Source organism: Rhizobium aureum (genome assembly GCF_030182495.1).
Taxonomy (GTDB): domain Bacteria; phylum Pseudomonadota; class Alphaproteobacteria; order Rhizobiales; family Rhizobiaceae; genus Rhizobium; species Rhizobium tropici_C.
Genome location: NZ_JAQJCI010000019.1, coordinates 14,260 through 32,226 on the forward strand (window position 1 = coordinate 14,260; position 17,967 = coordinate 32,226).

Sequence of the window (17,967 nt, forward strand, 5' to 3'; positions counted from 1 at the left end):
GCTGCCAGTCCTTCCGGCCCGTTCGGGCTTTTCGCCCGGGTCGAATCTCAAAGCCTGGCAACAACAAGAACCGAGGATAAAAAGTGGCTGGCTCAGCAACAAGCTCTGCGCCCACCAGCGCCCGTGCATCCGCACGCCAAGGCCAGGGCAATTACCAATTCGCGCTTATCGCACTCACCTCACTCTTTTTCATGTGGGGTTTCATCACTTGCTTGAACGATATTCTGGTCCCGCACCTGAAAAGCGTCTTTCAGCTCAATTACACCCAAGCGATGCTCATCCAGCTTTGCTTTTTCGGCGCATATTCCATCATATCGCTGCCGGCCGGCACGCTCGTAAAGCGCATCACCTACAAATGGGGCATCGTCGTCGGCCTCGCGATCGCAGCTGTCGGCTGTGCCCTGTTCATTCCGGCCGCCACTTACCGCGTCTACGCCCTGTTCCTGGGCGCGCTCTTCGTGCTCGCCACCGGCATCACGATCCTGCAGGTTGCCGCCAACCCCTATGTCACCGTGTTGGGACCTCCGGATACGGCTGCAAGCCGCCTGAACCTGACGCAGGCCTTCAACTCCCTTGGCACGACGATTGCCCCCTATTTCGGCGCGATGTTGATCCTGTCTGCCGCGACTGTTGCAGCCACCAACGCTACGCCGGAACAGCTCGACGCCATGCGGCTTGCCGAAGCCGGCGCGGTCAAATTCCCCTACCTGCTTCTTGCCGCAGCCTTCCTGGTGCTCGCCGCCGTCTTTGCCGCATTGAAGCTGCCCGAAGTCGAAGATGAGGAGACCATCGAGCCCATGCGCGGCGGCGGCTCCGCCTGGCAGTACCGCCATCTCGTGCTCGGCGCTGTCGGCATCTTTCTCTATGTCGGCGCCGAAGTCAGCGTCGGCAGTTTCCTGGTCAACTTCCTGAGTCAGCCGGATATCGCCCATCTCTCCGAGGCGGATGCCGCGCACTACGTCTCCTACTTCTGGGGCGGCGCAATGATAGGACGCTTCATCGGTTCGCTGATCATGCGTCATATCGATGACGGCAAGGCGCTGGCGTTCAACGCTGCCGCGGTCATCATCCTGCTCGTGGTCACCGTGCTGACAACGGGCCATGTCGCCATGTGGTCGGTATTGGCGATCGGCCTGTTCAACTCGATCATGTTCCCGACGATCTTCAGCCTGGCACTGCACGGCCTCGGCAAATATACGAGCCAGGGCTCGGGCATTCTGTGCCTTGCCATCGTCGGCGGCGCGATCCTGCCTGTTATCCAGGGCGGCCTTGCCGATACGATCGGTATTCACCTCGCCTTCCTGATGCCGATCATCTGCTACGTCTACATCGCCTTTTACGGGCTCAAGGGCCACAAGCCGGCCTGAAACTGACATGAGCCTTGCGCTCCGCCGGTTTTCCAAGCGGAGCGTAAGGGGCTTGATCCGCGGCACACCGCTTGGCATCGTGCGGCGCAACAAAACGGGAAGGACAGGCCTCATGAAAGCGCTGCTGCTCATCGACATCCAGAATGGCTTCTGCCCCGGCGGAAATCTCCCCGTGCCGGATGGGGATCAAGTCGTGCCCATCGCCAACAAACTCATCGACAGCGGCAAATACGATCTGATCGTCGCTTCGCAGGACTGGCATCCGGCCGGCCACGGCAGCTTCGCCTCCTCCCATCCCGGCAAGAAACCCTTCGAAATCGGCACGCTTTCGGGCAAGCCGCAGATGATGTGGCCAGACCATTGCGTCCAGAACACCAAGGATGCCGAGTTCCACCCTGCCCTCCATCTGGATGCCGTCGATTTCATCCAGCAGAAGGGCCAGAATCCCGCGGTCGACAGCTATTCCGCCTTCCGTGACAATGATCAGGCAGCCCTTATCGGACTGGCGGCTTACCTGCGCGACAAAGGCGTCACCGAGCTCGATCTTTGCGGGCTGGCAACGGATTATTGCGTGAAGTTCTCCGCGATCGACGCCGTCGAGATGCTACCCGATGTCACCGTCCGCTTCATTGAGGATGCGAGCCGCGGCATCGATCCTGCCGGCGTCGCTGCGGCAATCGACGACATGCGAGCCCGCGGCGTTGCCGTGATCAGCAGCAAGGACGCGCTTGCGTAAAATCGCGCGAGCCCAGCTAAACCTTCTCTAAACAAAATGGTGCAAGCTAATTCCGATCAATAGGATATCGGGACTCTTAGCGTGCAGTCTATTGTCATCAACGGGCGCTTCCTCGGCCAGCCTTTGTCCGGCGTGCAGCGCTTCGCGCGCGAACTGACGCTGTCACTCGATCGCAAGATCTCCTCGGGTGCTCTGCCCGCCTCGCTGAAAGGCACGCGCTGGCGTCTGGCCGTACCGCGCAACACGCCCATCGATATCAGGCTCTCGGCAATAGAAATCGATCGCTTCGGCTCCGGCCCCGGGCATATCTGGGAGCAGACATCGCTGCTTTCACACTCGCGCGGCAGCCGGCTCATCGGCTTCGGCGGCAGCGGCCCGCTCCTTCATCGCCGCCAGGCGGTCGTCATCCATGACGTGACGATCTTCCGCCATCCACAATCCTTCAAGCGCAGCTACCGCCTGCTGCATGGTGCGCTCGGCACAGTGCTGACGCGCACCGCCAAGATCGGTACCGTTTCCGAATTCTCGCGGCAGGAGCTCGCCTCCGTATTCCGTGTTCCCTCAGGCGGCATCGACGTCGTCTATAATGCCGTCGATCATTATGCCACGATCGAGCCGGACGAGGCCGTGATGCAGCGCCTTGGCCTGAAGACGAACGGCTTCTTCCTTCTTGTGGGAACAATGAAACCCAACAAGAACCTCAATTTCGCCATCCGCGCTTTCGAGGCGCTGAAAGATGACAACCAGAAGCTCGTGGTCGTCGGCGGCTCCGCGCCGACCGTCTTCAAATCGGATGACCAGCAGTCAAACGGCAGCATGCTCTTTCCAGGCAGGCTTACGGACGCTGAGATCGCCGCTCTGGAGCGACATGCCACTGCCTTCGTCTTCCCGAGCCTCTATGAAGGTTTCGGCATACCGCCACTGGAAGCGATGACGCAGGGTTGTCCGGTGCTCGCTGCTGATATCCCCGCCGTGCGCGAGGCATCGGGCGACGCCGCGCTCTACTTCGACCCATTCCGACAGGATGAACTCGTTGCCGGCATGAGGCGGATCGCGACGGACAATGCATTGCGCCAGGATCTGCGCCGGCGCGGCCATGAGAATGTCACCCGCTTCTCCTGGGACGCCAGCGCCGACCGCGTGCTCTCTATTCTCGAAGATCTCTGAGAGACTTCAGGATCGATTCTGCGGCCGGAACATGGTAACGAAGTAGCTATAGAGGCCGAGCAGGCAAAAGAGCGTGCCGCCGACCACGCCAAGCGACACCGATATCCAGAGCGAATAACCAAAGCCAGCCGTCGCCAGCACCGGCACCGCCAGCCCGATGGCGGAGAAGACGACCGGCGGCCAGACAAAATCAAAGGAAAGAGACGCCATCACCTTCACGCCAATCGCCATGGCGCACATGGCGCCGATCATGCCGCCGGCCATGAGCGCGGCATCGCTGTGGGAACCGAGGTAACCGCCGGCCAGCGTGCCGGCATTCAGCAGCACGCAGTCCAGCACCGCGAGAAGGAAGATCATCAGCAGCCGGTGCTGCAGATGCGCTGGCGTCGGCATCATGTTGGCGGTCAAGGCGCGGCATGTCGCAAGACCGATGACGAAGGGAGCAACGGCAAGAAATTCACTGCGCAAACCGGAGGCAATGACCAATTGGCCGACGGGCTGCAGCACCGCGAAGATACCCGCGGCAGTCATGAGCGTAAGGCCGGTCAGCAGCGAATAATATTCCCCGAGTTGCCTGGCAAAGGCAGGCGTTGCCCCGTCGCGATCAAAGGTATTGACGACATCGGGATATTGAATGGCCTGCAGGGCGGAGACGATGAGTACGAAGGGCCGCTGCAACAGATCGAGCGCCAGCAGCGCACCGGCCGCAGCCCCCGCTCCCAACGTGGCCGTGAGAATAGATTTCAATCCCAACGGCGTCAGCATGCCGATAACGGAGGCGCTGGCCGCAACGCTGCCATAGACGAAGTGCTTGCGAAGCAGCGATGGCTGGAATGGTGCTGCCTCGCGCAGGCTGTTGCGGGTCAGAAAGAGCGCCAGAAGACCGTAAGCGCCGTAGCCCGCCATCAGGCCGATGACAGTACATGTGAAGGTTGGGGCAACGGCGGCACCTGCGAGCGTGCCGGCTGCGAGAATGGTGGCGCGCGAGCCCTGCAGCCGCGAAAAGGCGCGAAATTCCTGGCGAAAGCGCAGCATGGTGAGGTGCAGGTCGCTGCCGCCCTGGAAGATCGCGACCAGACCGCCAAGCACGGCAATCTCCGCCGAGACGGAAAAGAAGATCGAAGCACAAGCAGCAATCAGACAGATCGCCGAGCAGGCCGCAAATTCCACGGTCAGTGCCTTGCGCTCCAATGCCTCGCTTCCCGGACCCTGCCCCGGATAGAAGCGGCTGCAGGCAAAGCGAACCCATTCGAAACAGAAAATCGCCGCGAACTGGCTGATCGAGATGAACAGCGAATAGGCCGCGTAGTCCGCCGGAGCCAGCAGATGCGCCACCACGATCAGCAGCCCGAAGGCAATCGCCGCCTGATAGAAATATGCAGCCAATGCCACGATCTTCGCCATGACTGCAGCTAACAGAAAAAGATTGAGGAAAGCGCTAATCCCGAAGGGGCAATTGCAGCATTCGATAGCGCGACCGCGCGTGATGGGCCGCTTCTGAAAACAGGCGGGCATTTCATTCTTGAAAAACCTGCTCGCAACATCAGGCGAACGGTACGGGCTATCTCCTGCTCGCCTCTTCCCTCATCCAGGCAATGACCTTCTCGAGGGCTGCGGATTTGCGATAACGAGGCCAGACGAGGTAGAAATCGGATGGACCGCTTAGCGACCCCTGGATAACCTGCGTCAAACGACCTTCCACCATATCTCGCGCCACGAAATCACGGTTGGCGAGGACGATTCCCTGCCCTGCGATCGCCGCTTCGATGGCATGCGATGTCTGGTTGAAGCTGATCCCTTTATAGGAGGCGTGAGCCGCCCGCCCGAAATGCTTGTCGATGAATTCGGGCCAGGAATTATGGGCGTCATGGAGAAGCGCGTAGTCGGCGAGCTCCTCTGCAGTCCTCGGCAGCTTTCGGTCCTGCAGCAACGCCGGGCTGCAAACGGCGATGATCTCTTGTTCGAAGAGCAGTTCGGTCGCCAATCCCGGCCCGAAAGGTGGTCGCCCGTAGCGCACTGCAAGATCCACTCCGTCCGCCTGAAAGCCCGACATGCGTTCCGTCGCCAGGATATGAAGATCGAGATCGGGATGACGAGCCGTAAAATCCGGCAGGCGCGGAATCAGCCATTTCGAAGCGAATGTCGGCGTGGTGCTGATGGTGAGCCTGACGGGTTGCGGCTCGAGATTGCCGGTTGCCTGAGCGATAATTTCAAAGGCGCGCCTGATATCGGCGATGTAGCCCCGCCCTTCGCCCGTCAGCAACAAAGACCGCGGCATCCGCTCGAACAGCTTTACGCCCAGCTCGGCTTCCAGCCCGCGAACCTGCTGCGCAACGGCACCCTGCGTAACCCCGAGCTCCTCGGCCGCCAGCCTGAAGCTGCGATGGCGTGCAGCCACTTCGAATGCCTTTAGGCCATTCAGAGAGGGAAGTTTACCGGGCGAACCGTTCATGCGATAGTTTTTCTACTGGCAAACAGGAATTTATCTGCTTCGCTCTCGCGCGGCGATGATGATATTTCATCGGTAATTTCGAAGCAATCGGTTCCAGTGGAACGAGATGAAGGAGGAAGCACCTATGTCGATAGAAAAAGTGGCCGTAATCACGGCGGGCGGCAGCGGTATGGGCGCCGAAAGCGCCAGACGGCTTGCGGCCGATGGCTTCCGTGTCGCCATCCTTTCCTCCTCCGGAAAAGGTGAGGCGCTGGCTCAGGAACTTGGAGGCATCGGCGTCACCGGCTCCAACCAGTCCAACGACGATCTCAAGCGCCTGGTCGATGCGACGATGGAAAAATGGGGGCGCATCGATGTGCTGGTCAACAGCGCCGGCCACGGTCCGCGCGCCCCGATCCTCGAGGTCACCGACGAGCAATGGCACACCGGCCTCGACGTCTATCTCATGAACGTCATCCGTCCGACACGCCTCATCGCCCCCATCATGCAGAAGCAGAAATCCGGCGCGATCATCAACATTTCCACGGCATGGGCATTCGAGCCGTCGCCAATGTTCCCCACTTCGGGGGTATTCCGGGCTGGCCTTGCCTCCTATACGAAGATTTTCGCCGACACCTACGCCGCCGACAATGTGCGGATGAATAACGTCCTGCCCGGCTGGATCGACAGCCTGCCGGCGACCGAAGAACGCCGCGACAGCGTGCCGATGCGGCGTTATGGCACCAGCGCCGAGATCGCCGCCACCGTCGCCTTCCTGGCCTCCGATGGCGCTGGCTACATCACCGGCCAGAACCTCAAGGTTGACGGCGGCCTGACCCGTTCGGTCTGAATTCTGGCTAAATCGAGCTCATGCCGCGTTCGTTCCCTCGGATGATGTTCCCGAGAACGGCAATGAAATCAGATCGAGCCAGCCTCAAGCAACGGTATCCTCCCGGCGGTGCCTGCTGCCCTTGAATTGCCTTTTTGCATCGCACACGTTAGAAGGGCCCGCAAAAAGGGATGAAACGGGCAGTGTAAGGCGGCGCTGCCTCGGGAGGAGTGCCACGATGGACGTCATCAACACGATAGCGGCCCTGCGCGAAAGGCTTGCCGAACACCTTAGGGCTGGCAGGCGCATCGGCCTTGTGCCGACCATGGGCTATCTGCATGCCGGCCATATGGAACTTGTCTCCCGTGCAAAGGCCGAGAACGACGTCGTCGTCACCTCCATTTTCGTCAACCCGCTACAGTTCGGCGCCAATGAGGATCTGGCGAAATATCCGCGCGATCTCGAACGCGACAGCGCCATGCTGCGCGACGCCGGCGTCGATTATCTCTTCGCACCTGGCGTGACGGATATGTATCCGCGTCCGATGGAAACCGTCGTCGACGTGCCGAAGCTCGGTGCGGAGCTGGAGGGCGCGGTTCGCCCGGGCCACTTCGCCGGCGTTGCCACAGTCGTCACCAAGCTCTTCAACATCGTCCAGCCCGACAGCGCCTATTTCGGCGAGAAGGACTACCAACAGGTAGCGATCATCCGCCGCATGGTCGAGGACCTGGCGCAGCCCGTTCGTATCGTGCCGGTGCCGACTATCCGCGACGTGGATGGCCTGGCCCTCTCCTCGCGCAACGTCTATCTCTCGAAAGAGGAACGCGCCGCAGCCACCATCGTCCCTCAAGCATTGGCGGAGGCCGAAAGGCTCTACGATCTCGGGGCGGATAACCCCGCAGCGCTCGAGGAAGCCCTGCGCACCTTCATGGAAAAAGAGCCGCTGGCGACAGTGGAAGTCGCCGCCGTTCGTCATCCCGATACATTGGAGCCGCTAACGACCTTGCAGGGACAACCTATCCTCATCGCGCTTTTCGTGCGCATCGGCACCACCCGCCTGCTCGACAACCGGGTCATCGGCCGCAAGCCGTCAAACAACGAAAAGGCTGCCTGAGATGAGCACTGTCGGACACACCAAGCGCATCACGCCCGCTGCGATCGAAGCGATGAAGGGCCAGCGTCCGATCGTCAGCCTGACGGCCTATACGACGCCGATTGCCCGCCTGCTCGATCCGCATTGCGACCTGCTGCTGGTCGGTGATTCCCTTGGCATGGTGCTCTACGGCATGGACACGACCGTCGGCGTCACGCTTGATATGATGATCGCCCATGGCCAAGCCGTCATACGCGGCACCAAGCATGCCTGCGTCATCGTCGATCTGCCCTTCGGCTCCTACCAGGAATCGAAGGAACAGGCCTTCCGAAGTGCTGCACGCATCCTGAAGGAAACCGGCTGCGATGGCGTGAAGCTGGAGGGCGGCGAGGAAATGGCTGAAACAGTGGCCTTCCTGACCTCTCGCGGTATTCCGGTCTTCGGCCATGTCGGACTGATGCCGCAGCAGGTGAACACGACCGGCGGCTACCGCTCTCTCGGCCGCTCGGACAAGGAAGCCGACAAGATCCGGCGCGATGCCAAGGCGATCTCGGCGGCCGGTGCTTTCGCCATGGTGATCGAAGGCACGATCGAGCCGCTCGCCCGCGAGATCACCGCCGCAGTTGCCATTCCCACCATCGGCATCGGCGCATCCGCCGCCTGCGATGGGCAGATCCTCGTTTCCGACGACATGCTCGGGCTGTTCAACGATTTCAAGCCGCGCTTCGTCAAGCATTTCGCGGAGCTGGCGCCCATGGTCTCGAAGGCGGCCGAAGCCTATGCCGAGGAAGTGAAGGCCCGCGCATTCCCCGCGCTGGAACATACGTTCCAGCCGAAGAAATGAGGCGCTTCAGCTCTTGGCGGGTTCCTTCTCCAGCAGATAGATCGCCTCGCCGAAATCCTCCATCTTGCTCATCAGCGCAGCATGAGCATCCCGCAGACCCTGATTGTAATAATACGGCCCGATCTCGGCGGTGAAGAAATCGAGCAGGAATTCAGCGGGCAAGGTGCCGAGCGTCTGATCCAGCTCGTCGGCGAAATAGCGCTGAAGGCGTGCAACCATCGCTGCCTTCTCCTCCTTCGAAAAGGTGATCTTCTTCATCTTTCCATCTCTCATTTTGCGAGCGGTCTCAAAACGCTGGATCAAGGAAATCAATTGATCCATCAAGGAAATTCAATTGCTGGTTCGGGGCACACAGCTTACACGTCCCGCTATTGAATAGCGCGGAAGCAAATGCGCAAGGGTGCAACGTCGTCGTACCTCTTGCAGGATCCGTGCCCTCGACACCGCATCCAGAGCAAAACCGGTTTTCCATAAAGGACAGAGCGGACCATGAGTCGCGCGGAATTTCTTGACGGGTTGAAGGGCGGCATTCCCGTCGGTCTTGCCGCAGCGCCTTTCGGCGCCCTCTTCGGTGCGTTGGCGCGCGATCAGGGCATGTCCCTTGGCGAACTGACCCTGATGAGCGGCACCGTCTATGCCGGTGCCAGCCAGATGGTGGGAATTGATCTCTTCGGCCACAATGTTCAGGCCTGGCTCATCGCGCTGTCGATCCTCGCCGTGAACTTCCGCCATGTGCTCTACTCGGCGGCGATCGCCCGCTATATCAGGCACTTTTCTGCGGTGGAGAAGTTCTTCACCTTCTTCCTGCTGGTCGATCCGCAATTTGCCGAGACGATCAAGCGCCATGAAAGCGGCAAGCCGGTGACCTTCGCCTGGTACATCGGCTTTGCCGCAGTGATCTATGTTCCCTGGGTGGTGGTGAGCCTGATCGGCGGCCTGCTCGGCAGCCTGATCGGCGATCCCAAAGCCATCGGTCTCGATATCCTGCTGCCGGTCTATTTCCTCGGCATCGTCATGGGCTTTCGCACGCGAGACAATTTCCTGCCTGTTGTCGCCGTCAGCGCAGTCGCATCAACCATCGCCTATCGCTATGTCGGCTCGCCCTGGCATGTCAGCATCGGCGCATTGGCGGGCGTCGCGCTTGCGGCAATGCTGCCGCCGGTAAAGGCGAATCGCAAGCCTGATATCGCGCACGAAAGCCACGAGGTCTGACCATGTTCGATTTCAATTCGCATATGGTTTTGCTCATTCTGGCCGCAGCCGTGGTGACCTTCCTGACGCGCATCGGCGGCTATATCCTGATCGTCAAGATGACCCGCATTCCGCCACGCGTCGAGGCGGCGCTGAATGCCGTACCCGCCGCCGTGCTGACAACCCTCGTCGCACCCGCCTTCTTCATCGGCGGCTGGGACACAAAGGTGGCGATGCTTGCCGCCCTTCTCGTCGGACTGCGCTATCCTTCGACCTATATGCTGGTCGCAGGATGGGTGGTCGTCATGGCGTGGCGCCATTCCATAGGCGCTTGAGAGGGACCCCATCCCTTTTTCCAGTTGGGATGAGGTCCGTATTTCTCAATGGCTGAGCTCGAGCGTGGCATTTTCCAGCCACGCCCGTATGTCGTGATCATGAATCAGCGGCATCAGCGCCTCGCGCGTCCTAGCGTGATAATCGTTCAACCAGTTTAGCTCTTCATGCGTCAGCAGCTCGACAAGCACCAGGCTGCGATCGATAGGGCAGAAAGTGAGCGTCTCAAAGCCCAACATCGGCATGTCACCGCCCTCAATCTCCTCCGGATCGCGGATGTAGATCAGATTTTCGATACGGATGCCGAAGTGGCCCGGACGATAGTAGCCGGGTTCGTTGGAAAGAATCATCCCGGGAAGCAGTTCCTGCACGGCAAGGCGCGCAATGCGCTGCGGGCCTTCATGGACGGAGAGATAGGAGCCGACGCCGTGGCCCGTGCCATGCGCGAAATCAACGCCCGCCTTCCAGAGCGCGATGCGCGCCAGCGGATCGAGATCGCAGCCGCGCGTGCCCTTCGGGAAGCGCGCCGTGCTGATGGCGATCATCCCCTTCAGGACAAGCGTGAAGAGGCGCTTCTGCTCTTCGGAAACCGCGCCAATACCGACAGTGCGCGTAATGTCGGTCGTGCCGTTGATATATTGCGCGCCCGAATCGATCAGGAACAGCTCGCCTGCCTGGATCAGCCGGTCGCTCGCCGTGGTCACGCGGTAATGCATGATGGCCGCGTGCTCGCCGGCACCCGAGATCGTGTCGAAGGAGATGTCCTTCAGCGGGTTCTGCATGCTTTCGCCGATGCGGGCGCGGCAGGCTTCCAGCCGTTCCGCCGCGGCGATTTCCGTCACCGTTCCAGGCTTGCTTGTCTCCAGCCAGTAAAGGAACTCGACCATGGCGGCGCCATCCTGCAGGTGGGCAGCCGCAGAGCCGTTGATTTCGGCAGCATTCTTGCAGGCGCGCGGCAGCTTGGCGGGATCATTGCCCTCCACGACCTCTCCACCTTCACGACGGATGATGTCGGTCAGAGCGTAGGAGGCAAGATCCGGATCGACCAGGATTCGCCCACCATTCGCTGCCGCAGCGGCGAGACGCTTTGTAAGTTCGGACGGCGGCAGCTGCTTGCAGATCTGTGTGAGATAAGCTTCCGCTTCCACCTTGGTCTTGCGCTTGTCGAGGAAGAGTTCGGCCTCACCCGCCGCATAGATGATGGCGCGCGCCAGGGGATGTGGCGTGTGCGGCACGTCGCTGCCGCGGATATTGAAGATCCAGGCGACAGAAGACGGATCGGTAATCAGCGCCGCCTTGAGGTTATTTTCCTTGAGGCCGTTTGCAATCGTCGCAAGCTTGTCCTTGGCGAGGATACCGGCCTGGGCGATGTTCTGAATGATAACATTGCCCAACGGCTCGGGTGGCCGGTCCGTCCAGAGCCTGTCGAGCGGATTGTGGGGCAGGAAGACGAGCTTGCCGTCGATCTCGGCCAGCGCCTTTTCCAGACGGCGCACTTCCGCACCCGTATGCAGCCATGGATCGATGCCGAGCCGGAAACCTTTCTTTGCATGACGCGGCAGCCAGACATGCGGCGGCTCGTTCACCAGATCGCCTCCGGTAAAGACGCTGCGGTCCACCTGTTCGGCAAGCTGCGTCACATACCGGCCATCCACAAAGATCACGGCGTGGGAGTGTGTGATAAGCGCAACACCTGCCGATCCTGTGAAGCCGGTGAGCCATGCGAGACGCTCCGAGCATTTGGGCACGTACTCGCCTTGATACTCGTCGGCACGTGGCACGAGGAAGCCGTCAATGCCGAGATCGCTGAAGGCAGCGCGCAAACCGGCCACACGCTCGCGACCGAATTGCGGGGTGGAAGTGACGTCGAAAGACTGAAACATGAGCAGATCCGAGACTGGTGGAGATTCCGTGAAACTGAATATTGCCAGTATGTTAGAGCATCACGATCGGAAGTGCGATGTGATTTTCGATCCCTGAGACGATAGGCGCGATTGCGGCAACATCGCACCACATGAGAGCAGTTTATCCCACGTCTGCCCGTTAACGAATCCGCCCATTTCATGAGCATCTCCGCTCGAATATGACAACTTCACGGCAGGAAATATGCATATCGTGCATAGCTCCCATGAAGCTGCCCCCCTGCCACTCCGGCGAGCGAGTCGCTATATCCGCCGCATCAAACGGGGTTCACGAGGAACCCGAACGAACCAAGGACTTGAAGACAATGCCTATCACCCGCTCAGCATATGTTAGCCCGGCGCTGGCTGGCGAGCGTCGCACCGTACGCCATTCCGTCGGCTCGCTTCGTCAGCTCGAAGTCGAAACCGCAAAGGCAATCGGCGCAAGCCGCGGCGGTCGCCGCTAAGAAGTTTAAGAGCTACGCGTTCTATATCGATCGCAATCCGGTTCTCCTCCTCCCTCCCGGATCGCAGTCGGAACGCTTAGAGCCCGCTTGAGCACTCCTCCTCCACACGCTCGCGGGCAAGATCGGTGAAAGCTGATCTCAAGGCGGTGCTTCGGCACCGCCTTTTTTCGTTTCAGTAATTTCAGTTGTGGGAGCTGACCGGCTCAGGGCCGGTCGAGATGGATGGTGACCCAGCCGTTGCGCCAGATCGTGCGCACGTGCCGGAGATTGGCGCCGTTATAGGCGGCCAGAACCTTCCAGCGCTGTTCGGCGAGGATACCCGAAAGAATGACCGAGCCGCCCGGCGCCAGATGTGCCACAAGCTGCGGCGCCATTTTGATGAGCGGCCGCGCGAGAATATTGGCGATGATGAGGTCGAACGGTCCATGACGGGAAAAGGCCGTGGAATGAAAGCCAGGCGCCGTCTCCAGCGCGATACCGGAGGCGATCCCGTTGCTGCGGACATTCTCCCGGGCGACGCGAACAGCGACAGGATCGATATCCGTCGCCAGAACCGGAATATTGCGCAGCTTGCGCACGGCGATCGCGAGCACGCCGCTGCCCGTACCGAGATCGAGCGCATTTCGCACGCGGCGGCTCGCGAGAACCTTCTCGATCGTCTCCAGGCAGCCCGCCGTCGTCCCATGATGGCCAGTCCCGAAGGCCTGTCCCGCTTCGATCTCGATGGCGATGTCGCTGGGGCCGACCTTGTCGCGATCATGCGAGCCATGCACGAGGAAGCGGCCGGCGCGCACGGGTTTTAGCCCTTCCAGCGACTTGGCGATCCAGTCGATGTCCGGAAGCACTTCCCTTTGAATGGGGAGGTCGGCAAAAATGGGCTTCAGGAGCGCTTCGAAGCGATCGCGCACCTCCTCTTCGTCCACGGCATAGAGATAGATCGACGCTTCCCAGATATCGTTCTTTTCGTCGATTTCCGTCGTTGCGATCGGCAACTCCTCGTCTTCGAATACCGGCGTCATCAGGTCCAGAATCTGCTCGGCCTTCTTCTCGGTCGTCGTCACATAAAGGCGGATTTCACTCACTCGTCGCTCTTTCTCGTTCTTATTCGGCCCAATCGATCCAGGGCGGTCTCGGCGTATCATAGCCGGCGACGCTCTGAAGCAACGTCCGACGGGCCGAGCCAAAGCGCAGAAACAGCGGCGCAAACAGATTGCGCGCCGCAATCGCCAGCGGATTTCTCATGGTCACCAGTCGCGTCAGGCCGTAGGTCTGCTTCAATACCAGCTTCACGGCGGGAATTCTCAAGGCCGAATACTCCTCTTCGCGGCCTTCCGCAATGAGCCACGCAAGCCAGCATGCATCTTCGATCCCGAGATTCATGCCGCGCGCGCCGGCTGGCGAATGGATATGAGCGGCATCGCCAACCAGGAAGACATTCCCTTTCGCCATCGGCTCGACATGACGGAAGTTGATGCGAAACTGCGAGGCCCAGACCTTCCCGGCAACGGCAGCCGGATGAACGATGCGGCTTTCGAAATCCTCCAGCGTCGAGATATAACGAAGGATGTCGGCCGTAACAGGCAGGCGCCCGACCATGCCGGGATCGAAGAGCGATATCTCGGCGTAATGGGTATCGACCGGGCCGGCATAACGAAAATCGGCAAGATAGAAATGGGCCTCCAGCGCCTCGCCTGGGAAGCCGGCGCCCATCGCCTTGCGAACCGCCGAATGCGCGCCATCGGCACCGATCAGGATATCCGGCCTTACCGTCTCCGGCACGCCGTTTGCCCGGCGCAACGCGATCTCCGGTTTCCGGAAGTCCGATATGGCCTCCGCGACCACGGCCGTCTGCCATTCGGGCGAGATGCCATAGCCCGAAAGCGCCTCCATCAACAGGCGCTCGGTGACGCCCTGCGACAAGGCGCAAACGGCGCTGAAGCGGCCTTTCACCTCTCGAGTATCCAGCTGGACAAAGATTTTCTTGTTCGAGCGGACACGAAAATGTTCGATCGGCTGGGCGGCAGCGAGGATGCGCTCTGCAACGCCAGACGGAGACAGCAGCGTCAGCGTGCGGGCATTGACACCGAGCGCCCGGCTCTCTTCCGTGGGCGTCGGGCCGGCGCCATCGTCGACGATACGGGGCCTATAGCCGCGTCGGGCGAGTTCAAGCGCGGTCGCAAGGCCGGCCGGCCCTGCCCCTGCGATCAGGATGGATCTGGACTTTCCCTGTTCGCCGAGCCCCTTGCCCATGCAGGCCCTATCCCTTCTTGATCAGGTTCTCCAGCTTCTTCACCGCCACGTCCGGATCCTCTTCATAAGCGATGGTTCCGGCAAAGCGGCCGGCCGAATCCAGCAGGAATACGGAAGCGGTGTGATCCATCGTATAGTCGCCATTCGGCTGCTTTTCGTCTACCGGCACTTTCTTGGCATAGACGCGGAAGCCCTTGACCATGTCCATCACTTTGGCGGGATCGCCGGAGATGCCGGTGATGCGCTTCGACACATTGGAGACATACTGGTCCATGGTGGCGGGCGTATCGCGTTCGGGATCGACGGTTACGAAATAGGCGTTCAGCTTGCTGCCATCGGGATCGACCTTCTGCAGCCAGCCGTTCAGCTCGAACAGCGTCGTCGGGCAGACATCCGGGCAATGCGTATAGCCAAAGAAGATGGCCGACGGTTTGCCGCGAAACGCCTGTTCGCTGATCGGCTGACCGCTTTGAGAAACAAGCGTGAAGGGCACGCCATAGGGACCGGACGCCGCCACCTCGGGCGACTTGCTTCCACCAAAGTTCAGCCAGCCCAATAGTCCGGCCACAATCAACACGGCCACCCAAATCGCAATCCGCACGCTTCTCATGACTGCCTTTCCTCACCAATTCCGGCGACCGCACCCGAAAGGCAGCGCGATCCGCCCATCAGCCGGTGTAATGGCTCGACGTTGAGGACGCAATTCAAGAAGATGTTCGCACGAGGCCGAAATCGTCGCAGCATGCGTTTCAGCCCCCGAAGCCTGACGTGCCTCGTTTCCCTGTCTGACGCGGGCCTGGTCAGACAAAATCTACGATCATGTTAAATCAATCCTAACCTGTCCGCGCCAACATCTCTTTCAAGGTCGAATTCGACTTCGCCCGCCGCCCGAAAACGCGGCAAATTCTTTATTTCAGAAGGGCATGACGCCCGCCGGAACGCCAGGCGTTTTGCGCCGAAGCACCGGATGCTGCCGCTGCCTAAGCCGCTCCAGCCGATCTCTTTTTCAATCGCGAGCGTCGCTTGCCGGCGATGCCAATCGGGAAGTTCTCGAACATGACCAACGCCATCAAGCAATCGGGCGCCTATCTGGAAATCGTCTCCTTCCACCTCGGCGATCAGGAGTTCTGCATCGACATCATGGCCATCCGCGAAATCCGCGGCTGGGCGCCGGTGACGCCGATGCCGCATACGCCGCCTTACGTGCTCGGCCTCATCAACCTGCGCGGCGCAGTGATCCCGGTCATCGACATGGCCTGCCGCCTCGGCATGAAGATGACGGAACCATCCGAGCGTTCGGCGATCATCGTCACGGATATTGCCGGCAAGCTCGTCGGCCTTCTTGTCGAGCAGGTCTCGGATATGATGTCGATCAAGAGCGAAGACCTGCAGCCGGCGCCGGAAATCGTTCCGGAAGCACAGCGCGCCTTCTGCCGCGGCATCGTGGCGCTGGAAAAGACCATGGTCTGCTTCCTCAACCTCGATACGGTTATTGCAGACCAGCTGGCCCAAGCCGCCTGATTTCGACAGGTTAGAATTACCCCTAAAAGATCGCCCTGAAGCTCGGCTCCAGGGCGATCGTTTTTCATATAACCGGCTTTGGCAGGGGTGTAGCCAAGGATGCCGGACTTGCAGGCCGTGAACAGGGGCAAGAGTCGCCTCCGTGTTCGCTTTCAAAATTGCATCAAAAAGGTGCAGACCGAAAGCAACCAGAAGCAATTCGACAACCCAAGAGTACGACTTTTTTTGGTATTATCTCTCCACCAGTTGTGATTGCGGTATCCTGGTAATGGTGATTGATCCCGCGCAGAAGTCGGGTTGCGTCTTAATTGGGCTTGCCCTTCTTCCATGTAACCTGCTGACCAAACAAGGGTATCGTCGAAATCGCCATCTTGGCCGAGCCGTCCGTCAGCTGGCGTGAATGGATGAGGTAGATCAACGTGTCGTTCTTCTTGTCGTAGATCCGGGTGACGACCAGCTTCTTCCAGATGAGAGACAATCCGGCACGAAATACCTCTTCGCCGCTTTGCGACAGGTTGATATCGCCGATTTCGATTGGTCCTGTCTGGCGGCAGGCGATGGAATTGTTGGAGGGATCCTCGAACCAGTTGCCCTTGCGCAGCCGGTCGATAACGCTGCGATCGAAATAGGTCACATGGCAGGTCACGCCGGTGACTTCCGGATCCGGCACGGCATCGACCAGAATGTCATTGCCCGTCCAATCCACGCCGACCTTGCCGACGACCTCAGCGGAAGCGGAAACGGGCGCCATGGCCAGAAGAGACGCAGCAATGGCGGCAAGGAACTTCGGTGAACGCATCAATCATCCTCCAATAACGGCCGCTGGGAGCAAAAGCGGCATGGCTAAGGTAAGATGGCCGATGAACGATGCAAGACAGGGCTGGCAATCCGTATCGGATGCAGCCGGGACGCCGCCGCCAGAGTGCTGGCGTCCCCATGAAAACCGGAGGCGACGCAGCTTACTTCTGGCTGATCGCGACTGCTCCGGTCTCCAGCAGCGATTTGAGGTTCGACAGAATTTTAGGCCAGCCACCCGACACAGCCTCGATGAATTTGGAATTCTCCGCGTCGATCGCGTGGGTGACGGTCAATTTCACGGCATTATCCGCGGGCTCCAATTCCATGACGCAGCGCGACCAGCCTTCGGCTTTCAGCTCGGGGCGAAATTCATTGCGCCATTTGAAAGCCAGGCGCCGAGGCGGATCGAACTCTGCAATCTCGCCGGTGTCGGCGACGCGACCATCCGGAAAGAGCATTCTCCACGGCGCACCGACTTTCCATTCGGTGTCATGGACCATGTCGAACCAATATTGCCTGATGAATTCCGGCGTGGTCAGCGCCGACCAGAGCTTCTCCGGCGTGGTGCGGATGAAGGTGACGTAGACGAATTTGCTTCCGGTCATGTCATTTCTCCTTGCTTGAATGTCTTCTTGTCGCGGTTAGTGACTGTCCTCGTCTTCCAGCGCCTTCTTCAAGGCCGAAAGCGCGCTCAAATGCTGGCGTTCGAACTTGTTGATCCAACGCTCAGCAATGCCGTTGATCGGGACCGCGTTGATGAAATGCAGCTTTTCGCGACCATGCTTCTCTGACGAGACCAAATTGGCCTCTTCCAGAATGGCAAGATGCTTGGCCACAGCCTGGCGGGACATCTCCAGATCTTCGCAGAGCGCGCTCAGCGTTTGTCCGTTGCGCTCATAGAGCCTGTCGAGCAACTGCCGTCGACTAGCATCCGCCAGCGCCTTGAAAACTGCATCATCATCCACGGATACGGAACCATTTAGTTGCCCATTTTCTATATATAGGCAACTAAATGGTTGCCTGTCAAGGTATCGATAGA

At 60.0% G+C, this 17,967-nt stretch carries 21 protein-coding genes; 10 read left to right on the forward strand and 11 right to left on the reverse strand.

The genetic code is table 11. The annotated features are described in order from the left end of the window. The first annotated feature begins 83 nt into the window (after positions 1-83). The 3 genes from PH552_RS28145 to PH552_RS28155 all read left to right on the forward strand — a co-directional run bounded on the left by PH552_RS28145 (position 84) and on the right by PH552_RS28155 (position 3,270). A complete protein-coding gene (locus tag PH552_RS28145; RefSeq protein ID WP_113249362.1) occupies positions 84-1,367 on the forward strand; it encodes a sugar MFS transporter in 1,284 nt (427 codons plus the stop codon). Positions 1,368-1,479: 112 nt separating this feature from the next. After that, the gene (gene pncA, locus PH552_RS28150; protein WP_113249436.1) at positions 1,480-2,103 is read left to right on the forward strand and encodes a bifunctional nicotinamidase/pyrazinamidase; all 624 of its coding nucleotides are present in this window, start codon (positions 1,480-1,482) and stop codon (positions 2,101-2,103) included. A gap of 81 nt (positions 2,104-2,184) precedes the next feature. Next, entirely contained in the window at positions 2,185-3,270 is a 1,086-nt protein-coding gene (locus PH552_RS28155; RefSeq protein WP_113249363.1) for a glycosyltransferase family 4 protein, read from the forward strand. A 6-nt stretch (positions 3,271-3,276) separates the two neighbouring features. Here PH552_RS28155 and PH552_RS28160 read toward each other — a convergent pair whose 3' ends face one another. Both PH552_RS28160 and gcvA read right to left on the reverse strand, forming a co-directional pair. Further along, positions 3,277-4,662, reverse strand: coding sequence for a polysaccharide biosynthesis protein (locus PH552_RS28160; protein WP_285166451.1), 1,386 nt, complete (start codon positions 4,660-4,662; stop codon positions 3,277-3,279). Between the two features lie 169 nt (positions 4,663-4,831). Beyond that, positions 4,832-5,722: a transcriptional regulator GcvA gene (gene gcvA, locus PH552_RS28165; protein WP_112343872.1), complete on the reverse strand. Its 891-nt coding sequence runs from the start codon at positions 5,720-5,722 to the stop codon at positions 4,832-4,834. Between the two features lie 124 nt (positions 5,723-5,846). Between gcvA and PH552_RS28170 the strand changes: the two genes are divergently transcribed. The 3 genes from PH552_RS28170 to panB all read left to right on the forward strand — a co-directional run bounded on the left by PH552_RS28170 (position 5,847) and on the right by panB (position 8,467). Next, positions 5,847-6,551, forward strand: a complete 705-nt coding sequence (locus PH552_RS28170; RefSeq protein ID WP_113249364.1) for an SDR family oxidoreductase — start codon at positions 5,847-5,849, stop codon at positions 6,549-6,551. Between the two features lie 217 nt (positions 6,552-6,768). Continuing rightward, positions 6,769-7,644, forward strand: coding sequence for a pantoate--beta-alanine ligase (gene panC / locus PH552_RS28175; RefSeq protein ID WP_113249365.1), 876 nt, complete (start codon positions 6,769-6,771; stop codon positions 7,642-7,644). A gap of 1 nt (position 7,645) precedes the next feature. Next, positions 7,646-8,467: a 3-methyl-2-oxobutanoate hydroxymethyltransferase gene (panB, locus tag PH552_RS28180; RefSeq protein ID WP_113249366.1), complete on the forward strand. Its 822-nt coding sequence runs from the start codon at positions 7,646-7,648 to the stop codon at positions 8,465-8,467. 6 nt (positions 8,468-8,473) lie between these two features. Here panB and PH552_RS28185 read toward each other — a convergent pair whose 3' ends face one another. After that, positions 8,474-8,725: a DUF2164 domain-containing protein gene (locus PH552_RS28185; RefSeq protein WP_112344054.1), complete on the reverse strand. Its 252-nt coding sequence runs from the start codon at positions 8,723-8,725 to the stop codon at positions 8,474-8,476. Between the two features lie 231 nt (positions 8,726-8,956). On the opposite strand from PH552_RS28185, the gene PH552_RS28190 reads away from it, so the two are divergent. Both PH552_RS28190 and PH552_RS28195 read left to right on the forward strand, forming a co-directional pair. Continuing rightward, positions 8,957-9,679, forward strand: coding sequence for an AzlC family ABC transporter permease (locus PH552_RS28190; RefSeq protein ID WP_285166452.1), 723 nt, complete (start codon positions 8,957-8,959; stop codon positions 9,677-9,679). Between the two features lie 2 nt (positions 9,680-9,681). After that, positions 9,682-9,993 carry an AzlD family protein gene (locus tag PH552_RS28195; protein WP_113249368.1) on the forward strand — a complete coding sequence of 104 codons (312 nt, stop codon included), beginning with the start codon at positions 9,682-9,684 and terminating at the stop codon, positions 9,991-9,993. A gap of 45 nt (positions 9,994-10,038) precedes the next feature. Here PH552_RS28195 and PH552_RS28200 read toward each other — a convergent pair whose 3' ends face one another. Further along, the gene (locus PH552_RS28200) at positions 10,039-11,874 is read right to left on the reverse strand and encodes an aminopeptidase P family protein (RefSeq protein WP_113249369.1); all 1,836 of its coding nucleotides are present in this window, start codon (positions 11,872-11,874) and stop codon (positions 10,039-10,041) included. 344 nt (positions 11,875-12,218) lie between these two features. Here PH552_RS28200 and PH552_RS28205 point away from each other — a divergent pair, with 344 nt between their 5' ends. Continuing rightward, positions 12,219-12,359 (forward strand): hypothetical protein, encoded by a 141-nt coding sequence (locus PH552_RS28205; protein WP_169644998.1) that lies wholly within the window; start codon positions 12,219-12,221, stop codon positions 12,357-12,359. 203 nt (positions 12,360-12,562) lie between these two features. Here the strand turns inward: PH552_RS28205 and PH552_RS28210 are convergent, their stop codons facing one another. The 4 genes from PH552_RS28210 to PH552_RS28225 form a co-directional block, all read right to left on the reverse strand. Then, on the reverse strand, positions 12,563-13,441 hold the full coding sequence (locus PH552_RS28210) for a 50S ribosomal protein L11 methyltransferase (protein WP_112342788.1): 879 nt from the start codon (positions 13,439-13,441) through the stop codon (positions 12,563-12,565). A 19-nt stretch (positions 13,442-13,460) separates the two neighbouring features. Next, positions 13,461-14,609 (reverse strand): FAD-dependent oxidoreductase, encoded by a 1,149-nt coding sequence (locus tag PH552_RS28215; protein ID WP_113249370.1) that lies wholly within the window; start codon positions 14,607-14,609, stop codon positions 13,461-13,463. Between the two features lie 7 nt (positions 14,610-14,616). Next, entirely contained in the window at positions 14,617-15,219 is a 603-nt protein-coding gene (locus PH552_RS28220) for an SCO family protein (protein WP_113249371.1), read from the reverse strand. Positions 15,220-15,431: 212 nt separating this feature from the next. Further along, positions 15,432-15,686 (reverse strand): hypothetical protein, encoded by a 255-nt coding sequence (locus PH552_RS28225; RefSeq protein WP_145644383.1) that lies wholly within the window; start codon positions 15,684-15,686, stop codon positions 15,432-15,434. Between PH552_RS28225 and PH552_RS28230 the strand changes: the two genes are divergently transcribed. After that, complete coding sequence (locus PH552_RS28230) at positions 15,666-16,130, forward strand: chemotaxis protein CheW (RefSeq protein WP_112342785.1); 465 nt, start codon at positions 15,666-15,668, stop codon at positions 16,128-16,130. The two genes, PH552_RS28225 and PH552_RS28230, sit on opposite strands and share 21 nt — an antisense overlap. A 304-nt stretch (positions 16,131-16,434) precedes the next feature. Here the strand turns inward: PH552_RS28230 and PH552_RS28235 are convergent, their stop codons facing one another. From PH552_RS28235 to PH552_RS28245, 3 genes are all read right to left on the reverse strand, one after another. Next, positions 16,435-16,929 (reverse strand): CreA family protein, encoded by a 495-nt coding sequence (locus PH552_RS28235; protein WP_112342784.1) that lies wholly within the window; start codon positions 16,927-16,929, stop codon positions 16,435-16,437. 160 nt (positions 16,930-17,089) lie between these two features. Next, positions 17,090-17,533: an SRPBCC family protein gene (locus tag PH552_RS28240; RefSeq protein WP_113249372.1), complete on the reverse strand. Its 444-nt coding sequence runs from the start codon at positions 17,531-17,533 to the stop codon at positions 17,090-17,092. Positions 17,534-17,569: 36 nt separating this feature from the next. Continuing rightward, complete coding sequence (locus PH552_RS28245) at positions 17,570-17,893, reverse strand: ArsR/SmtB family transcription factor (RefSeq protein ID WP_113249373.1); 324 nt, start codon at positions 17,891-17,893, stop codon at positions 17,570-17,572. Positions 17,894-17,967: the final 74 nt, after the last annotated feature.